Source organism: Pseudomonas sp. OIL-1 (assembly GCF_010669185.1).
GTDB classification, from domain to species: Bacteria; Pseudomonadota; Gammaproteobacteria; order Pseudomonadales; family Pseudomonadaceae; genus Halopseudomonas; species Halopseudomonas profundi.
Genome location: NZ_CP048629.1, coordinates 3535737 through 3553622, shown reverse-complemented (window position 1 = coordinate 3553622; position 17886 = coordinate 3535737). Strand labels below are relative to the sequence as shown.

The following is a 17886-nucleotide window of genomic DNA, read 5'->3' as shown; positions in this document are numbered from 1 at the left end:
CATCACAGACGATGCGCCTTTTTTGTTTTAAGGTTTAGCGTTTCTGGCAAGACCAGCAGCCGCCGGAGTGGGCTGTTGATAATAGGATCTTCGGGGGCACGATGCTGCAAAAAATGAGGGACAATGCGCAAAGCTGGGTCGCAAAGGTGATCGTAGGCGTCATTGTGCTGATATTCGCTTTGACCGGTTGGGAATCGATCAGTCGCTTTACCAGCGACGAGGAGAAAGCGGCAGAAGTGAACGGGACTGTCATAACCAAAACAGAACTGGAACAGGCCGTTTCTCTGCAACGTCAGCAGCTGATCCAACAGCTGCGCCAGATGGGCAACGATAACTTTGACCCCAGTCTGATCGACGATAATCTGCTGCGTGCGTCCGTACTGGACAGCCTGATCGAACGTGCCGTCCTGCTTGATGGCGCTGCTGAGGCAGACTTGAAAGTATCCGAGCAGATGATTGACCAGTTGATTCTCGGGACGCCCGATTTTCAGGTGGATGGACAGTTCAACGCTGACCGTTTCGATATCGTTATCCGTAATATGGGGCTCGCCTCACGCATGGCATTCCGCGATCTGGTTCGCCAGGAATTGCTGATTGCCCAGTTGCGTAACGCGTATCAGGCAACCGCTTTCGCCACACCGGCTGAACGCGAACGCCTGGCACGGCTGGAGAATCAGACCCGTGACTTCGCTGTGATGGAAGTGACTGCCGAACACGAAGCAGTCGATATCAGCGAGGAGGACGTTCAGCAGCATTACGAAGAGAACAAGGAGCAGTTCAAGTCGCCTGAGAAGGTTGTACTGGAAGCCGTGACGCTTTCTCGTCGGGACTTCTTCGACCAGGTAGAGGTCGATGAAGAGGCGATTGAGCAGCTATACCAGCGCGAGGTCGGCAACCTGGTTGAGCAGCGCCGCGCTGCGCATATCCTGGTAGAGATCAATGACGACGAGGACGCTGCGCTAGAACGGGCACAGGAAGCCTATGAGCGCATCGAGGCCGGTGCTGACTTCGCTGAAGTGGCGAAGGAATACTCGGACGATAGCGGCAGTGCCAATCGGGGTGGGGATCTCGGTTTCACTGTGGAAGGCAGCTTCGATCCGGCGTTCGATGAGACGCTTTCTTCGCTGGAAGAAGGCCAGGTATCTGAACCGGTTCGTACCAGCTACGGCTACCATCTGATCAAGTTGACCGATCTGCAGGCACCTGACCTGCCTACGCTCGATGAAATGCGCGACAACCTTGAGCAGGAACTGAAGACGGAATTGGTCGAGCGTCGTTTTGTGGAAGCCTCGCAGGAGCTGGCTGATCTTGCATACGAATCGCCGGATCTGGCCGGACCAGCCGAAAGTCTCGGGCTTGAAATTGAAACCATTGGCCCGGTTGAACAGTCGGGCGGGGAAGGGCTGACCAGCAACCCCAAGGTCATGATGGCTGCCTTTGACGAAGAAGTGTTGGTTGATGGACGCAATAGTCCTCTGCTCGAACTGGATGCCGATACGGTCGTCGTGTTGCGAGTAAAAGAGCACATGCCGCAGGAAACGCTGTCGCTGGATGATGCGCGTGAGGAAATCGTCGACGTGCTGCGCTATCGGCGGGCTACGGAAAAAGCCGAACGTGTCGCGGAAGAAGCGGTGTCTGAGTTGCGTTCTGGCGATGTTCAGGCCGAGCAGTTGGCTGAATCCCTCGAGGCCGGTTGGGAGGAGCACGAGGCGGTTGGTCGTAGCAGCCAGGAAGTGCTTCCTGCCTTGTTGCGCAACGTGTTCGCCATGCCACGCCCGGATGACGGTAGGGATGGCTTCGCACAGTTCCGCAAGCCGGACGGTGGCCGCTGGATCGTTCAGCTGAAGGGCGTCGCCACTCCTGAGGATGCCTTGACCGAAGCCGAGTCGCCGATGTTCGAACGCTTCATTGCCGGCCAGACCGGGGAGCAGGATTTTACCGCCATTCAGCAGAAGCTGAAGGAAGACGCGGAGGTAGAACGCTTCTAGCCTATCGAACGCTTCAGTTGTCGCATTACGAAACCCGGTCCATGGACCGGGTTTTGCGTTTTGGCTCGCTCATTCCGCCGACGTAAAAAAGGAGCACCTGAATCAGGCACGGCCTATGGAGTGTCGAGTTTCACCTCGACCACCGGCGTTGCTGGCGAGTACGTTGGCCGGGATGGAACCCGATGAGATGGTCTCCTCCCTCTCCCTCTACGGCGTCGTGATGCGCCTGAGAATAGATGCTAAACATCTATTGAGAAGCGAACGGAGACAGGAGGAGACCATGAACAAATCTATGACAGTCGGCATCGATCTGGCAAAGGCTATTTTCTTCGTTGTCGTTCTGGACCCGTCGGGTAAACAGGTGCACCGCAAGAAGCTTCGCCGTCAGCAGGTATTGGCTTTTTTGGCGAATTACCCGCAAGCAGTAGTGGCCATGGAAGCCTGTTCCGGATCCCATTACTGGGCACGGGAAATTGAAGCAGCTGGTCATCAAGTGAAGCTATTGCCACCGCAGCACATCAAGGCTTACTTGCGCCGTCAGAAGAACGATTATAACGATGCCGAAGCCATAGCCGAGGCAGCTCAATATGGGCGAGTACGCGCCGTTGCGGTGAAAACGGTTGAGCAGCAGCTGGATCAAAGCCTTCAACGCATGCGGCAGGCTCTGCTTGCCGACCAAATCGGGTTGATCAATCGCACACGCGCCCTGCTGGCAGAGCACGGCATTGTCATGCCCGAAGGCAAGGCGAACTTCCGCAAGACGGTCGTAGCCTTGCTGGAAGATCCTGAGAACGGATTGCCTTGGCGTCTGCGCGAACTGGTCAATCGTCAGTATCAGCAGTACTGCATTTGGGAGCAGGAACTGGAGTGGTACACACAACAGATTGAGATCAGAGCGAATCAGGATGAGGTCTGCCAGAATCTAATGAGCATCCCGGGCTATGGCGAAATCGTCAGCAGTGCCTTCCGCTGCTGGATAGGCGATGGCCACCAATTCAAGAATGGCCGGGATGCCTCCGCCGCTATGGGGCTGGTCCCCAAGCAATACAGTACGGGAGGCAAAATTATCCTGGGCAGGATCTCCAAATGTGGCGACAAACGTATGCGGGCGTTGCTGGTGCATGGTGCCAGGGCATTCGCGCGCGTGGCCAGCAAGCGCAATGACAGACTCAGTCGATGGGTGTGCAACCTGATTGAGCGACGAGGCTACAACAAGGCAGTCATTGCTCTAGCGAACAAGTTGGTACGCATAGGCTGGGCTGTTGTAACCCGCTGTGAACCTTATCGGGCGATCAATATCAGTCAGTAAAAGCTGGGCAAGGCACGGGTTAACAAGAGGAGTTCCCCCCAAGGTTGCGAAGGCAATCAGCAAGCGATGACAACACAGGTTAGGCCGGTGTATCGAAAACCTGCGGAGGGTCAGGGCCATCAAGGCCGTGAACTCGATTAGGACGATACACTTACGGTACTCATCGAGGCCCGCAGCCGCAGGTTGCATACAGAGGCCGGATATACGACAGACAACCTACATGCCATCAAATGCTGGAGGCCTTGCAAAGAGGGAGGGGACCATATACGGCCCTCCATTGAGTGTGCCGCCGTCAGACCCCTAGGGTATGGCGGATGAATTCACTGGCTGGAATGGAATCCATGCTTCCAGAAACAAAAAAGCCGCTCTCTTGAGAGCGGCTTTTTGCTGTGTGCCGGTTGCCCGGCATGCCTGTTACTCTTCGATATTGCCCATGGCCGTGGTATTGAAACCGCCGTCCACGTGCATGACCTCACCGGAAATGCCGGCTGCCAGGTCAGAACAGAGGAAGGCGCCGGCGTTGCCCACTTCCTCGATGGTGACGTTGCGGCGTAGTGGCGTCTGTGCGGCATTGTAGGCCAGCATCTTGCGGAAACTCTTGATACCGGATGCAGCGAGCGTTCGGATGGGGCCGGCAGACACAGCGTTTACACGCGTGCCTTCCGGGCCAAGGCTGCTGGCGAGATATCGCACGCCGGCTTCGAGGCTCGCCTTCGCCATGCCCATGACGTTGTAGTTGGGCATGGTGCGTTCAGCGCCCAGATAGGACAGGGTGAGCAGGCTGCCGTTGCGGCCTTTCATCATCTCCCGACCTGCCTTGGCCAGAGCGACGAAGCTGTAGGCGCTGATGTCGTGGGCGATGCGAAAACCGTCGCGTGTAGTGACTTCGGTAAAGTCGCCATCCAGCTGATCGCCGGGGGCAAAACCCACCGAGTGGACGATGCAGTCGAGCCCGTCCCATTTCTTGCTGAGTTCGGCAAAGACCTGTTCGATCTGAGCGTCGTCCGCTACGTCACAAGGGAAGCACAATTCCGGGCTGGAGCCCCAGTCGGCAGCGAAGCCTTCAACACGACCTTTGAGCTTGTCGTTCTGATAGGTAAACGCCAGCTCGGCGCCTTCGCGGTGCATTGCTGCAGCGATGCCTGAGGCTATGGACAGTTTGCTGGCTACGCCAACGATGAGTACGCGCTTTCCGGTTAGAAATCCCATATGTGCTTCCTGTTTTGATTCCGGACCTGAATGTTCAGGCCATAGTGACTGTTGCCGGTGCGGCGAAGGCCGCTTCGAGCAGCTGACGAGTATACTCGTGCTGCGGTGAAGCGAAGATCTGCCTGGCCGGCCCCTGTTCGACAATCTCACCCTGGCGGACGACCATCAGCTCATGGCTGAGAGCGCGTACAACAGCCAGGTCGTGGCTGATAAACAAATAGCTTAACCCGTATTTGCGCTGCAGTTCGCGAAGCAACTCGACTACCTGGCTCTGTACCGTACGGTCAAGCGCAGAGGTGGGCTCGTCCAGCAGAATGAGCGAGGGCTTGAGCACCAATGCCCGCGCTATTGCAATCCGCTGCCGTTGTCCGCCGGAGAACTCGTGCGGATAACGATGACGGCTCTCCGGATCCAGTCCAACTTCCTGCAGGGCCTGGATGACCATCTGCTCGCGTTCTTCTACCGTGCCCATGCGGTGGATTTCCAGGCCCTCGCTGATTATCTGGGCAACTGACATCCGCGGACTCAAGCTGCCAAACGGGTCCTGGAACACCACCTGAATCTGTCTGCGCAGCGGGCGGAACGCTTCCTGGCTCATGCCGTCGAGCCGTTGACCGTTGCTCTCGATCAGTCCCTTGCTATCGACGAGTTTCAGGATCGCCATGCCCAGCGTGGTCTTGCCGGATCCGCTTTCGCCAACGATACCCAGCGTATGGCCGCTGCGCAGACTGAAGCTGGCATCGGTTACCGCCTTAATATGGTCAACGGTCTTCTTGAATACGCCTTTCTTGATCGGAAACCATACCCGCAACTGCTCTGTGCGCAGAATGACCGGTGCGTTCCGGTCAGCTTCAACCGGGTCTCCCGAGGGATCGGCGGCGAGAAGCTGACGGGTATATTCATGCTGCGGTGCGTCAAAAAGCTCAGCGCATTCGTTTTCTTCGACGACGCGACCCTGGTACATGACACATACGCGATGCGCTATTTTTCGCACCAGGTTCAGGTCGTGACTGATCAGCAGCAGAGCCATGCCGAGTTTTTCCTGCAACGACTTGAGCAATTCCAGGATCTTCAGCTGGACAGTCACATCGAGTGCGGTGGTTGGTTCGTCCGCGATCAGCAGTTCGGGCTCGTTGGCCAGCGCCATGGCGATCATCACGCGCTGCCTCTGGCCACCGGAAAGCTCGTGCGGGTAGGCGGTCAATCGCTTGGCGGGCTCGGGAATGCCGACCAGCTCCAGCAACTCAAGGGTACGCGCGCGCGCGGCTTTTTTGTCCAGGCCCTTATGCAGAAATAGCACTTCGTTAATTTGCCGTTCCACCGTATGTAGCGGATTCAGCGATGACATCGGCTCCTGGAAAATCATCGAGATCCGGTTGCCACGCACCTGCCGCAAGCGCTTGAGCTTGGCAATAAGCAAATCTTCGCCTTTGTACAGAATCACGCCGCTGGGGTGTCTGGCCATCGGATAGGGCAGCAGGCGAAGTATCGAGTGTGCGGTAACGGATTTGCCCGAGCCGCTTTCTCCCACCAGCGCAACGGTCTGGCCCGGATAGATGTCCAGGCTCACGTCGCGCACCGCCATGATTTCCTCTTTTTCACTCTGGAAAGCAACGCTGAGGTTTTGTACGCGGATCAGGGGTTGTTCCGACATCTTATTTCCTTGGGTCGAAGGCATCGCGAAGCGCCTCGCCGATGAACACCAGCAATGAGAGCATGACCGACAACACCACGAAGGCTGTAATGCCCAGCCAGGGTGCCTGCAGGTTGGCCTTGCCCTGCGCAATAAGCTCCCCTAGCGAGGGTGATCCAGCAGGCAGGCCGAAGCCGAGGAAATCCAGGGAGGTCAGAGTGATTACCCCGCCGGTCAGAATGAACGGGAAGAAGGTCAGGGTTGCGACCATGGCGTTGGGCAGGATGTGGCGGAACATGATGATCCGGTTGCTGGCCCCCAATGCCCGTGCGGCGCGAACGTACTCAAGGTTTCGACCGCGGAGAAACTCTGCCCGCACCACGTCGACCAGGGACATCCAGGAAAACAGCAGCATGATACCCAGCAGCCACCAGAAGCTTGGTTGCACGAAACTGGCGAGGATAATCAGCAAATAGAGCACCGGAAGGCCTGACCAGACTTCGATGAACCGCTGGCCAAACAGGTCGATGCGCCCCCCATAGAACCCCTGGATGGCACCGACGATAACCCCGATGATCGAGCTGACAATGGTCAGGGTAAGCGCGAACAACACCGAAATTCGAAAGCCGTAGACTACCCGGGCAAATACATCCCGCGCCTGATCATCGGTGCCTAGCCAGTTGTCCGCAGAGGGCGGAGCCGGGGCCGGTACATCCAGCTCGTAATTGATCGTTGAATAGTAATAGGGGTTCGGCGGCCAGAGCATCCATCCGTCGCCCTTGTCCTCGATCAGTTCTCGTACGTAACTGCTGCGGTAATCCGCTTCGATGGGGAATTCGCCGCCAAATTCCGTCTCGGCATAGCGCTGAAAGATCGGAAAGTACAATTCGTCCTGATGACTCACCAGCAGGGGTTTGTCATTTGACAAAAGTTCTGCGCCGAGACTGAGTACAAAGAGCACCAGGAAGATGTGCAGCGACCACCAGCCACGGCGGTTGGCCTTGAACCGTGCGAAACGGCGACGGTTGAGGGGTGACAGTGTGAAACGCCCGCCCATGCTCAGCCCTCCCTGCTTTCAAAGTCGATGCGTGGATCAACCAGGGTATAGGCAATGTCGCCGATCAGTTTTACCACCAGGCCGAGCAGGGTGAAGATATAAAGGGTGCCGAACATAACCGGATAATCGCGATTGATGGCTGCCTCGAAGCCGAGCAGTCCCAGGCCATCGAGGGAAAAGATCACCTCTATGAGCAGGGCGCCGGTGAAGAACACGCTGATCAGCGCCGATGGAAAGCCGGCAATGATGAGCAGCATCGCGTTGCGGAATACGTGACCGTATAGAACGCGGCGCTCGGACAGGCCCTTGGCTCGGGCGGTGGTAACGTACTGTTTGCCGATCTCGTCGAGAAAGCAGTTCTTGGTGAGCATGGTCAGCGTCGCGAAACTGCCAATCACCATTGCGGTGATCGGCAATACCAGATGCCACAGGTAGTCCTTGATCTTGCCCCAGGTGTCCAGCTCTTCGAAGTTGTTCGAAGTCAGTCCACGTAAGGGAAACCAGTCAAAATAACTGCCGCCTGCGAACAGCACTATCAACAGGATGGCCAGCAGAAAGCCGGGTATGGCGTAGCCAACAATGATCAGCGAGCTGGTCCAGACATCAAACGCCGAGCCGTGGGTGATTGCCTTGCGGATACCCAGCGGAATGGAAATCAGGTAGGTCAGCACGGTCGTCCATAGGCCCAGGGAAATGGATACCGGCATCTTCTCGATAATCAGATCGATCACGCTGGCGTCACGGAAAAAACTGTCGCCGAAGTCAAAGGTCATATACCCCTTGATCATTAGCCAAAACCGCTCATGCGGCGGTTTGTCGAAACCGTACATCCGCTCGATCTCGGCAATGATGTCAGGGTCCAGGCCCTGTGCGCCCCGATAATTGCTGCCGCTCGCTACCTCACCCTGGGCGCTCCCCGAGATACGGCTGGTAGCCCCTTCGAAGCCTTCAAGTTTGGCTACCATCTGTTCTACAGGGCCACCGGGGGCGGCCTGGATGATAAGAAAATTGATTAACAGAATGCCGAACAGGGTTGGGATGATCAGCAGAAGCCGTCGAATAATATACGCAAGCATCTACTCGGTATCCTCGCCCGGGACTGTTTTGGCAGACGGGTCCATGGCGGGGGCAGACGAAGCAGGGGCTTCGTTCTCATCTTCAGGCGCGGCCTGTTGATGTTGCGGTTTTGCCGGGTCGACGGAACCCTCTTCAACAGTTGGTTCAAACGCAGGGCCTGAATCCTCGGCTTCGGTCTCCGGGTCAGTAATCAACAGCGGCTCGCCAATGGTGCCGGGCTTGTCCTTGTCGACCCACCAGGTAAACAGGCCGATGTCGTATTTGGGGGACTGGGCCGGATGGGCAAACTTGTTCCAGTAAGCGACGCGGTACACATCAGTGTGAAAGTTGGGCACCAGGAAGTGGGTGACCCGCAGAACGCGATCCAGCGCGCGGGTGTGGGTAACCAGCGCTTCACGGCTGCCAGCCTGAATCAAGCCTTCTACCAGGCTGTCGACGGCGGGGTCCTTGAGACCCATCAGATTGCGGCTGCCAGGGTTGTCCGCGCTGGAAGAATGCCAGTACTCGCGTTGCTCATTGCCGGGCGAGTTGGATTGGCCGAAGCCGGTGACGATCATGTCGAAATCCCGCGAACGCAGGCGATTGATGTATTGCGACGTATCAATCCGGCGCAGGTTCATGTCGATACCCAACGACGCGAGGTTGCGTTTGAAGGGCAGCAAAACGCGTTCAAAATCGGCTTGCACCAACAGAAATTCAAAACTGAGGGGTTCGCCCTGTTCGTTGACCAGTTGATCGTTCTCGATCCGCCAGCCTGCTTCCTGCAATAGGGCGTAGGCCTTACGCATCTGCTCGCGGATATTGCCGCTGCCATCGGTCTTGGGCGGGATATATGCTGGGCCGAAGGCTTCGGCAGGCAACTGGTCGCGCAGGGGTTCGAGCAGCTTTAGCTCGTCCTCATTGGGCGTTCCCACGGCGGCCAGTTCCGAATTGGCAAAGAAACTGGCGCTACGCGTATAAGCGCCATGGAAAAGCCGCCCGTTGGCCCATTCGAAATCAAACAGCAGGCTTATCGCGTGGCGAACCCGGCGGTCCTGGAAATGCGGGCGGCGCAGGTTGAAGACGAACCCCTGCATGCCCTGAGTATTCTGATTGGGGATTTCTTCCTTGATAATCCGCCCGGCCTGGAGGGCGGGGCTGTCGTAGCCCGTCGCCCAGTTGCGTGCACTGACTTCCTGATTGAAATCAAACTGCCCGGCCTTGAAGGCTTCCAGTGCGACGCCGGTATCGCGATAGTAATCGACTACAACGCGGTCGAAATTGAAGAAGCCCCGCACGGCGGGCAAGTCCGCGCCCCAGTAATCCTCAACGCGCTCGTAGGCGATCGACCGGCCAGGGCGCACGTTTCCGACCCGATAGGGTCCGCTGCCCAGGGGTGGCTCGAGTCCGGTGTGATCGAATTCGCGCTCAGCCCAGTAATGCGCGGGCAGTACCGGCAGCTGTCCCAACACCAGAGGTAGCTCGCGATTCTGCCCGTTGTGGAAATGGAAAGTAACGCTACGCTCGCTGTCAGCGACGACTTCCTTCACATCGCCATAATATGCCCGGTAGAAGGGTGCACCTTTCTCCAACAGCGTATTGAAGGTGAACACTACATCCTCAGCGGTGACCGGCTCGCCATCGTGAAACCGGGCTTCTTCGCGCAGGTGGAAACGCACCCAGGTATTGTCTTCAGGCCGCTCGATGCGCTCGGCCAGCAGGCCGTACTCGGTGAAGGGTTCATCCAGGGAGTGGAAGGTCAGGGTGTCATAAATGAGATTGAGCTGGTCGGCCGCGGCACCGCGGCTGATGAAACCGTTCAGAGAATCAAAGCTGCCAAAGCCTGACAGTCGCAGGGTGCCGCCCTTGGGGGCTTCCGGGTTGACATAGTCGAAGTGGCTGAAACCTTCCGGATATTTGGGCGACTCGCCATAAAGCGTGAGGGCGTGGCTGCCAGCATCTTGCGCCTGGCTGAGTGCGGCCAGGGTCAACAGGATCAGTCCGATTGTGGTTTTCAGCGTGGCAAGCATTTTTGATGACCTTGATTATTGTTCGACCGCTTTATCAATCCACCAGGTGCGGATTGCCAGCGAGTAAGGCGGTGTAGATTCCGAGCGCAACCAGGAACGGTGCGCTATGCGGTGGTAGTTTATATACCAGTTCGGGATTGTATAGTGTTCCCACAGCATCACGCGGTCGAGAGCCCTGGCGGCCGCAACCTGTTGGGCGCGTGTGCCGGCCGACAGCAAATGCTCCAGCATCTTGTCAACGACCGGGTTGGCTATGCCGGCATAGTTGCGGCTGCCCCGTACGCTGCGCTGGCTCGAATGAAAATAGCTGTGCTGCTCCATGCCGGGGGACAGTCCCTGCGGTAGTGTCGCGAGAATCATGTCGTAGTCGAATTGATCCAGCCGAGCCCGGTATTGCGCGCTATCGACGGTACGAATATGCATATCAATGCCCAGGCGCGACAGGTTGTTGCGGTAGGGCTGCAGAATTCGCTCCAGACTCGGGTTGACCAGCAGAATCTCGAAGACCAGCGGCTGGCCATCGGCATTGCGCAGCCGTCCGTCACGCAACGACCAGCCGGCGTCTTCGAATAAATTTACGGCGTCCCGCAGGATTTCGCGTGGTATGCCGCGGCCATCGGTTACCGGCAGGGTAAAGGGCTCGCGGAACAGTGCATTCGGAAGCTGATCACGGTAGGGCTCGAGAAAGAGAAACTCCTGACCGGAAGGCAACGCCTTTGCGGAGAAGGGACTGTTGGGGTAATAGCTTAACGAGCGTTCATAAGCGCCATAGAAGAGAACCCGATTTGACCATTCGAAATCGAAGAGCATGCCTAGCGCCTGCCGAACGCGGCGGTCATCGAAGGGCATGCGCCGGGTGTTGAAAAACATGGCCTGGGTAGGACTGGGGATTTCATGGGGTATGGCGCGCTTGAGAACCTCGCCTCGGTGCACTGCGGGAAATTCATAAGCGTTGGCCCAGTTACTGGCCTTGTGGTCGAAATAGACGTCGAACTCGCCAGCCTTGAAAGCCTCGAAAGCGACATTGTTGTCTCGGTAGAACTCTACTTCCATCCGGTCCACGTTGTACTTGCCGAGGTTGACTGGCAAGTCGCGCCCCCAATAGTTCTTGACCCGCTCGAACACCAGCCGGCGACCGGGACGGACTTCACTAATGCGGTAGGGGCCGCTGTTCAAGCCTGCCTGATAGGTGGTTTCGCCGAAGTCGCGACCTTCCCAGTAATGCTCCGGCAGGACCGGCAGCTCTCCCAGACGAAGAATCAGCAGAGGGTTGTGACTGTGATCAAAAATGAAGCGGATCCGGTGAGAGCCGAGGATGTCGATGCGCTCGACCGCTTCCAGCATGGTTCGGTAGTTTGGATGCCCCTGGTTTTTCAGCAACTGATAAGAAAAGGCAACGTCTGCTGCGGTGACAGGCGTGCCGTCATGGAAACGGGCCTCCTCTCGCAAGTTGAAAACCACCCAGCTACGGTCATCGGAAAATTCGAGGGTCTCCGCGATCAGTCCGTAGGCAGAGTAGGGCTCGTCTGCCGAAGGATCATAGACGCCACTGCCCACCATGAGCGGCTCGTTCAGCTCGCTGATGCCATAGTTGGCGAAGCTGCCGGTACTGATCGGGCTGGTGCCCTTGAGCGTATAGGGATTAAGCGTATCGAAGGTCCCGCTGCCCATCACCCGAAAGGTTCCGCCCTTGGGGGCGTCCGGGTTCACATAGTCAAGGTGCTCGAAGTCATCCGGGTAAGCGGGCTGACCGTAGAGCGCATAGCCGTGCTGTTTATAGACCGCAGCGCCAGCTGTAGCCCAGGGCAATGAAACGATCAATATGGCGAGGATAAAACCAGGGGAAAACGTCATGAGCGGCCGTTCAGTGAAAGCAACTGCAACGCTACCATTGCTGCCTGGTCAACGGAAGAGCCGCCGGGCTTATGCCTGAGATTCAAGACGTTGCACCAGGCAGTCAGCCGGTAAAGGCAACAGCTCGCTCACGGCGGCCTGGAATCGGACATCAAAGCAAATGCAGAGTGAGCTGCTGTCCCGGACGCAGTACCGAGCCCAGCTCATTCCAGTCCCGTATATGATCTATCTGTACTTTGAATTCACGCGCAATGCTGTATAGCGAATCGCCTGGCTTGACCGTATAGACCACCTTTCGGCTACCTGCCGCAGCATCGGTTTCAGCACTTGCCAGCAGCAATTGTTGACCTACGCGCAGTACGGGAGTGCTCAGGCTGTTATCGCGCGTAATCGCATTGACGCTGACCCCGTGGCGTTTGGCGATAGCCCACAGGTTGTCGCCCGGCTTGACCTGATAGGTCAAGGGCTCAGCCATGGCCAGGGTTGTGCCTGCGGTTGGGACTGCCATGCCATCGGCGGTCGCTGGCAGCACCAACGTCTGACCCACACGGATGGTATTGCCGCCCACGATGTCGTTGGCTTGCTTAATGGCGCTGACACTCAACTGATAACGGTCAGCGATCTGTGACAGCGTATCGCCACGGCGAACATTGTAGCGGTGAAAGCCGGCGTATTCGCTAGCCGGCAATTCGGCCAGCCCGGCGATGAACTGGTCTGCGGTAACGATTGGAACCAGCAGCTGATAGGGGCCCTGGGGTGCGGTAATCCGCTGTTTGAACGCTGGATTCAGGCTCAGTAGTTCTTCCGGCGTGATTGAAGCCAGCTCAGCGGCCTTGTGCAGATCGAGCTGCTGCTCGATGGTTACTTCCGCGAAGTAGGGTTCGTCCTTGAGCTTCGGCAGCAACGCGCCGTAGGCGGTTGGGCTCTCGATCACCTGCGCCATCGCCAACAGCTTTGGAACGTAATTCATGGTTTCGCGCGGCAACTGCAGATTCCAGTAATCGGTTGGCAGACCACGTTCCCGATTGTGTTTGATTGCGCGGCCGACACAGCCCGGGCCACAGTTATAGGCTGCCAGAGCGAGGAGCCAGTCTCCGTCAAAGGTATCGTTCAGACTGGTGAGATAATCCAGCGCCGCCTGGGTGGAAGCCGTGACGTCACGGCGTCCGTCATACCACCAGTCCTGGCGCAGGGAAAAGATCTTTCCCGTAGAAGGAATAAACTGCCAAAGGCCCGCAGCATTGGAACTGGAATAGGCCATGGGGTTGTAGGAGCTTTCAACAAACGGCAGAAGCGCCAGCTCCTGGGGCAGGCCTCGAGCATCTATTTGCTCGACTACGTAATGCAGATAGAGCTGGGAGCGGGCAGAAGTGGTTTCGAAGTATCGCGGTTGGCTGGTGAAAACCAGTCTTTGCTGGTCGATCCGAGGGTTATCGATCACCGCTGGATCAAGCATGAAACCTTTACGTATGCGCGACCAGAGGGTCGGGGTTGCTTCAATCTCTGCCAGTGCCTTTCGAATCCGCCCCCGGCTGGGTTCGGTCCCGAGGATGCGATCGGCCTGCTTGAGTGAGATGCGTGGAGCATCCTCCGGGTGGGTCGCGCGGGTTTCTGGAGAGGTCTGACAGCCGGCGATCACCAGCAGCCCCAGCGCCAAAAATCCTTTTTTGAGTGCGTTGGTGGTCATGAACAGCATGAGCAGGTCCCTGAAAGTTTGCCCGATTCTAGGTAGTGACCCTGCGAGGGTCAAGGAACCATGAGGGCAAACGCCAACTGCTATGCGTATTTGACTGGCACAGCCCGTACCAGACGCCGCCACGCGCCTGGCAGACATAACTGTTTCAAAAGTTATCTTTCCACTGGCGTATGGCTGCCAGCGTTTGCTCCCCTGCCTCCAGCTGGTTTCCGGCACGCTGGCTTGCCGCCGCGATCACGTCCGGCTGATCGCAGCGCAGGAAGGGGTTGGTCAGTTTTTCCAGGCCTATGGTGGAAGGCAGAGTGATGCGACCGCCTGCACGCAAATCGTCAACTACTTCCAGGCGCACCTTTATATCCTGGTTCTCTGGTTCCACCGCCTGGGCAAATCGCAGGTTTGATTGGGTATATTCGTGGGCGCAGAACACGCGCGTTTCGTCAGGAAGCGCTGCGAGCCGTTGCAGGGAATGGTGCATCTGTGCTGGTGTGCCTTCGAACAAGCGGCCGCAACCGCCGGCAAACAGGGTGTCGCCACAGAGCAACCATGGATCCTTTTCATCGTTGCAGAACAGGGCGATATGACCACTGGTATGGCCGGGTACCGAAATCACCTGGACAAGCGAACCGAACAATCTGAACTCGTCACCATCATTCAACTGCCGATCGATTCCGGGAATGCTTTCTTCAGCAGGCCCATAAACCTTGCATTCGGTGGCGGCCTTGATGGCGGACAGGCCGCCGGTATGGTCCCGATGGTGATGCGTGATCAGCATGGTCTTGAGACTGTATTCAGGATGGCGGCCCAGCCAGCGAACAACCGGCACCGGGTCGCCGGGATCGACCACTGCGGCCTGACTGGTATGCTCGTCGAGTAGCATCCATATATAGTTATCCTGAAAAGCTGGCAAAGCGATGAACTGTGGCATGGTAACGGCGCCTTTTGGGATATTGTGTTTTTATCTTATAGGAGAAATGGCGCGTCAGGGGCTCTTGCCGTTTCGGCACGGCCGCGACGAAACGGCAAGAGCCCCTAAGCCCACCCGGAGGCGACATGGCAATTCCCGGTATTTCCCGATCGATCAGTCAGGACGACCTGCTCAGACTCCTGGCCGGGGCGCGTGCCTGGCTGGACTCGCCACCCGGTCAGATGCTCATGGCAACCGAGCGCGGCGTCATGCAGCAGCAAATTCAACGTTGTTTCGGCCAGCATCTGGTGCAGTACGGTCTGGCGCCCGATCTGCTGGATACCGATCGCAGCGTCCTGCGCAATCATTGGCAACTGGATCTGCTTGCCGGGCGCGAAGCCATCCCTGCGGAAGAGACCCAATGGCCGTTTTCACCGCAAAGCCTCGATGTAGTGCTGCTGCATCATGGTCTGGATTTCTGTCTGACGCCCCGGGTGCTCCTGCGTGAAGCGAGCCAGGCGGTGCGGGCCGGTGGTCACTTGCTCATCTTCGGCTTCAACCCATGGAGTGCCTGGGGAATCAATCATTTCACCGGCCGGGAGTGGTTCAGCGAAGCCGGTTTCGTGTCGCCGTCGCGGCTCGTGGACTGGCTGGAATTGCTCGGTTTTTCGGTGGAGAAACGCATAGATGGATGCTATCGTCCGCCGCTTATGTCCCAGCGCTGGCTCGAGCGTTTGCGGAGTCTGGAGGAGTTTGGCGGCAAGCACCAATTGCCCGGTGGCGGCTTTTATTTTCTCATGGCTCGCCGGCAAATGCTCGGTGTGACCCCGCGTCGCCAGCGCGGTCGGGTTTTCCCCGCGCTGACCTTGCCGCCGGTAGTGGCCGGGGCGAGGCGAGCGCAAAAACGGAACAAGAAATGACGCATACCATAGAAATTTTCACCGACGGTGCCTGTAAGGGAAATCCGGGGCCGGGCGGCTGGGGCGTGCTCCTGCGCCTCGGGCCCCATGAAAAGACGCTGTACGGCGGCGAGTTGCAAACCACCAATAACCGCATGGAGCTGACCGCTGCGATCCGCGGTCTCGAAGCGCTCAAGCGGCCCGCGCAGGTAGTGCTGACAACCGATTCAGAGTACGTCATGAAGGGTATCCGCGAATGGATGCCGAACTGGAAGAAACGGGGCTGGAAAACGGCCAGCAAACAGCCCGTCAAGAATGCCGATCTCTGGCAGGAGCTGGACCTTCTGGTCAACCAGCACCAGGTCGAATGGCGGTGGGTCAAAGGTCATAGTGGCCATCCGGAAAACGAACTGGCCGATGAGTTAGCCAATCTTGGCGTAGAGAAGGTTCTGGCCGAACGGAGGCTGCACAATGCGTGAGGTGGTACTGGACACGGAAACGACCGGTATCGAGGTCAGAGAAGGCCATCGAATCATCGAAATTGGTTGTGTCGAATTAATGGACAGGCGTCTGACCGGACGCCATTTCCACGTGTATATCAACCCTCAGCGCGAGGTGGAAGAGGGCGCGTTTGCAGTACACGGCATCAGCGACGAGTTCCTCGCTGACAAGCCGCTCTTCGCCGATGTGGTCGACGATTTCATCCAGTTTGTCAGCGGTGCCCGCCTGGTCATTCATAACGCAGCGTTCGATATTGGCTTCCTGGATGCCGAGCTCGGACTGTTGAATGCTGGCCACGGCTTGATGGCTGATCATTGCTCGGTTGTTGACACCTTGTTGATGGCGAGGGGTAAGCATCCGGGTCAGCGCAACAGTCTGGATGCGCTCTGTAAGCGTTACGGTGTTGATAACTCTCAACGCGACCTGCACGGCGCCTTGCTCGATGCCGAGATTCTTGCAGACGTCTATCTGATCATGACGGGTGGTCAGACCGCTCTGACGCTTGCTGGCCAGGGCTCGGATCAGGACGCCGGAGCGGACGGCATCAGTGTCATCCGTCGCCTGGACCCTGGCCGTGCACGTTTGAAGGTGGTTCAGGCCAGCCCCGTCGAACTCGAAGCCCATGCGGAGCGGCTGGCGGCGATCGAGAAGGCCGCCGGTTTCTCGGCGTGGAGTGCTTCGTCGGTTGACTGACCCAGGGGTTTGGGTCGTTGTTGAGTAACCGAACTGGGACGAGAGTCACAAAAGCCGACCTGTAATAACGCCGAAAATAGCCTCGAAACGAGTATTGTCTCCAGCGTGCGATGATCCTGTGCGTTTCGGAGCCGGCCTGGGCATTCAGCCAGTGTTGTTCAATAAATGCTTGGCGGTCTTAAGTACCGAAATCAACTTGTTTTTGAACCGTGTCAGGAGAACTAGCATGCCGGAATACCAGACCCTGCTTGTTGAACAGATCGACAAGATTGTGCATATACGCATCAATCGTCCAGATAAAGCCAACGCGATGAGCAGACCTTTCTGGGATGAGATGGTCCAGGTTTTCGATTGGGTCGATCAGACCGACAGTGTGCGCGTCGTGGTTATTTCTGGCGCCGGCAAGCATTTTTCTGCCGGCATCGATCTGGCTATGCTGGCTGGCGCCAAGGACGAGCTGAGTACTGATATCGGTCGCAACGCCGAAGCGCTGCGCAGGCAGATCCTGCGATTGCAGAATACCTTCAACGCAGTGGATCGTTGTCGAAAGCCGGTGATTGCTGCAGTGCATGGTTATTGTATAGGTGGCGCGATAGATCTTATCTCGGCCTGTGATATGCGTTATTCGACCGACGATGCTCTGTTTTCGATCAAGGAAATCGACATGGGAATGGCGGCGGATGTGGGCACACTGCAAAGATTGCCGCGCATCATAGGGGATGGCATGATGCGGGAACTAGCCTACACCGGACGCATGATCGATGGTGTAGAGGCGGAGCGCATAGGTCTGGTTAACCGGCACTATGCTTCGCCTGAAGCGCTGTTTGAGGGCGTAATGGACATGGCGGGGACTATAGCCGCCAAATCGCCGCTCGCGGTGCGTGGTACCAAGGAGATGATACGCTACAGCCGGGATCATAGTGTCGAGGATGGCCTCAACTATATCGCCAGTTGGAACGCGGCTATGCTGCAGTCTGAGGATCTCAAGGTAGCGGTGGCTGCTCACATGACCAGAAAGACTGCTGAATTTGCCGACTGAGCGCTATCAGTCAGATTG

Annotated in this window: 14 protein-coding genes; 6 read left to right on the top strand and 8 right to left on the bottom strand. The window is 57.4% G+C overall.

Annotated elements, in window-relative coordinates; genetic code table 11:
• Positions 1-101: 101 nt before the first annotated feature.
• Positions 102-1988 (top strand): SurA N-terminal domain-containing protein, encoded by a 1887-nt coding sequence (locus G3M63_RS16465; RefSeq protein WP_150299010.1) that lies wholly within the window; start codon positions 102-104, stop codon positions 1986-1988.
• Positions 1989-2268: 280 nt separating this feature from the next.
• The gene (locus tag G3M63_RS16460) at positions 2269-3297 is read left to right on the top strand and encodes an IS110 family transposase (RefSeq protein WP_150302441.1); all 1029 of its coding nucleotides are present in this window, start codon (positions 2269-2271) and stop codon (positions 3295-3297) included.
• A gap of 414 nt (positions 3298-3711) precedes the next feature.
• Here G3M63_RS16460 and fabI read toward each other — a convergent pair whose 3' ends face one another.
• The 8 genes from fabI to gloB form a co-directional block, all read right to left on the bottom strand.
• The gene (gene fabI, locus G3M63_RS16455) at positions 3712-4506 is read right to left on the bottom strand and encodes an enoyl-ACP reductase FabI (protein WP_150299009.1); all 795 of its coding nucleotides are present in this window, start codon (positions 4504-4506) and stop codon (positions 3712-3714) included.
• A gap of 34 nt (positions 4507-4540) precedes the next feature.
• Positions 4541-6160, bottom strand: a complete 1620-nt coding sequence (locus G3M63_RS16450; RefSeq protein ID WP_163983805.1) for an ABC transporter ATP-binding protein — start codon at positions 6158-6160, stop codon at positions 4541-4543.
• 1 nt (position 6161) lies between these two features.
• Positions 6162-7196 (bottom strand): ABC transporter permease, encoded by a 1035-nt coding sequence (locus G3M63_RS16445; protein ID WP_163983804.1) that lies wholly within the window; start codon positions 7194-7196, stop codon positions 6162-6164.
• Positions 7197-7198: 2 nt separating this feature from the next.
• Positions 7199-8272 (bottom strand): microcin C ABC transporter permease YejB, encoded by a 1074-nt coding sequence (locus G3M63_RS16440; RefSeq protein WP_163983803.1) that lies wholly within the window; start codon positions 8270-8272, stop codon positions 7199-7201.
• A complete protein-coding gene (locus G3M63_RS16435; RefSeq protein ID WP_163983802.1) occupies positions 8273-10282 on the bottom strand; it encodes an extracellular solute-binding protein in 2010 nt (669 codons plus the stop codon).
• A 15-nt stretch (positions 10283-10297) separates the two neighbouring features.
• The gene (locus G3M63_RS16430) at positions 10298-12136 is read right to left on the bottom strand and encodes an extracellular solute-binding protein (protein ID WP_163983801.1); all 1839 of its coding nucleotides are present in this window, start codon (positions 12134-12136) and stop codon (positions 10298-10300) included.
• A 151-nt stretch (positions 12137-12287) separates the two neighbouring features.
• Entirely contained in the window at positions 12288-13832 is a 1545-nt protein-coding gene (locus tag G3M63_RS16425; RefSeq protein WP_223824922.1) for a LysM peptidoglycan-binding domain-containing protein, read from the bottom strand.
• A 145-nt stretch (positions 13833-13977) separates the two neighbouring features.
• Positions 13978-14757: a hydroxyacylglutathione hydrolase gene (gene gloB, locus G3M63_RS16420; RefSeq protein ID WP_163983800.1), complete on the bottom strand. Its 780-nt coding sequence runs from the start codon at positions 14755-14757 to the stop codon at positions 13978-13980.
• 125 nt (positions 14758-14882) lie between these two features.
• Between gloB and G3M63_RS16415 the strand changes: the two genes are divergently transcribed.
• The 4 genes from G3M63_RS16415 to G3M63_RS16400 all read left to right on the top strand — a co-directional run bounded on the left by G3M63_RS16415 (position 14883) and on the right by G3M63_RS16400 (position 17868).
• Positions 14883-15656: a class I SAM-dependent methyltransferase gene (locus tag G3M63_RS16415; protein WP_150299002.1), complete on the top strand. Its 774-nt coding sequence runs from the start codon at positions 14883-14885 to the stop codon at positions 15654-15656.
• Entirely contained in the window at positions 15653-16114 is a 462-nt protein-coding gene (rnhA, locus tag G3M63_RS16410; RefSeq protein WP_150299001.1) for a ribonuclease HI, read from the top strand. The genes G3M63_RS16415 and rnhA overlap by 4 nt, the downstream gene beginning before the upstream one ends.
• Positions 16107-16829 carry a DNA polymerase III subunit epsilon gene (dnaQ, locus tag G3M63_RS16405; protein ID WP_163983799.1) on the top strand — a complete coding sequence of 241 codons (723 nt, stop codon included), beginning with the start codon at positions 16107-16109 and terminating at the stop codon, positions 16827-16829. Before rnhA ends, dnaQ begins: the two co-directional genes overlap by 8 nt.
• Positions 16830-17055: 226 nt before the next feature.
• Entirely contained in the window at positions 17056-17868 is an 813-nt protein-coding gene (locus G3M63_RS16400) for a crotonase/enoyl-CoA hydratase family protein (RefSeq protein WP_163983798.1), read from the top strand.
• The last annotated feature ends 18 nt before the right edge of the window (positions 17869-17886 follow it).

Bases quoted from the DNA above. Each gene is read 5' to 3' on its own strand.
- G3M63_RS16445 (WP_163983804.1), bottom strand. From the start codon at position 7,196: ATGGGCGGGCGTTTCACACTGTCACCCCTCAACCGTCGCCGTTTCGCA.
- dnaQ (WP_163983799.1), top strand. From the start codon at position 16,107: ATGCGTGAGGTGGTACTGGACACGGAAACGACCGGTATCGAGGTCAGA.
- G3M63_RS16425 (WP_223824922.1), bottom strand. From the start codon at position 13,832: ATGCTGTTCATGACCACCAACGCACTCAAAAAAGGATTTTTGGCGCTG.
- G3M63_RS16415 (WP_150299002.1), top strand. From the start codon at position 14,883: ATGGCAATTCCCGGTATTTCCCGATCGATCAGTCAGGACGACCTGCTC.
- G3M63_RS16400 (WP_163983798.1), top strand. From the start codon at position 17,056: ATGCCGGAATACCAGACCCTGCTTGTTGAACAGATCGACAAGATTGTG.
- G3M63_RS16430 (WP_163983801.1), bottom strand. From the start codon at position 12,136: ATGACGTTTTCCCCTGGTTTTATCCTCGCCATATTGATCGTTTCATTG.
- G3M63_RS16465 (WP_150299010.1), top strand. From the start codon at position 102: ATGCTGCAAAAAATGAGGGACAATGCGCAAAGCTGGGTCGCAAAGGTG.
- G3M63_RS16435 (WP_163983802.1), bottom strand. From the start codon at position 10,282: ATGCTTGCCACGCTGAAAACCACAATCGGACTGATCCTGTTGACCCTG.
- G3M63_RS16460 (WP_150302441.1), top strand. From the start codon at position 2,269: ATGAACAAATCTATGACAGTCGGCATCGATCTGGCAAAGGCTATTTTC.
- G3M63_RS16450 (WP_163983805.1), bottom strand. From the start codon at position 6,160: ATGTCGGAACAACCCCTGATCCGCGTACAAAACCTCAGCGTTGCTTTC.
- fabI (WP_150299009.1), bottom strand. From the start codon at position 4,506: ATGGGATTTCTAACCGGAAAGCGCGTACTCATCGTTGGCGTAGCCAGC.
- rnhA (WP_150299001.1), top strand. From the start codon at position 15,653: ATGACGCATACCATAGAAATTTTCACCGACGGTGCCTGTAAGGGAAAT.
- G3M63_RS16440 (WP_163983803.1), bottom strand. From the start codon at position 8,272: ATGCTTGCGTATATTATTCGACGGCTTCTGCTGATCATCCCAACCCTG.
- gloB (WP_163983800.1), bottom strand. From the start codon at position 14,757: ATGCCACAGTTCATCGCTTTGCCAGCTTTTCAGGATAACTATATATGG.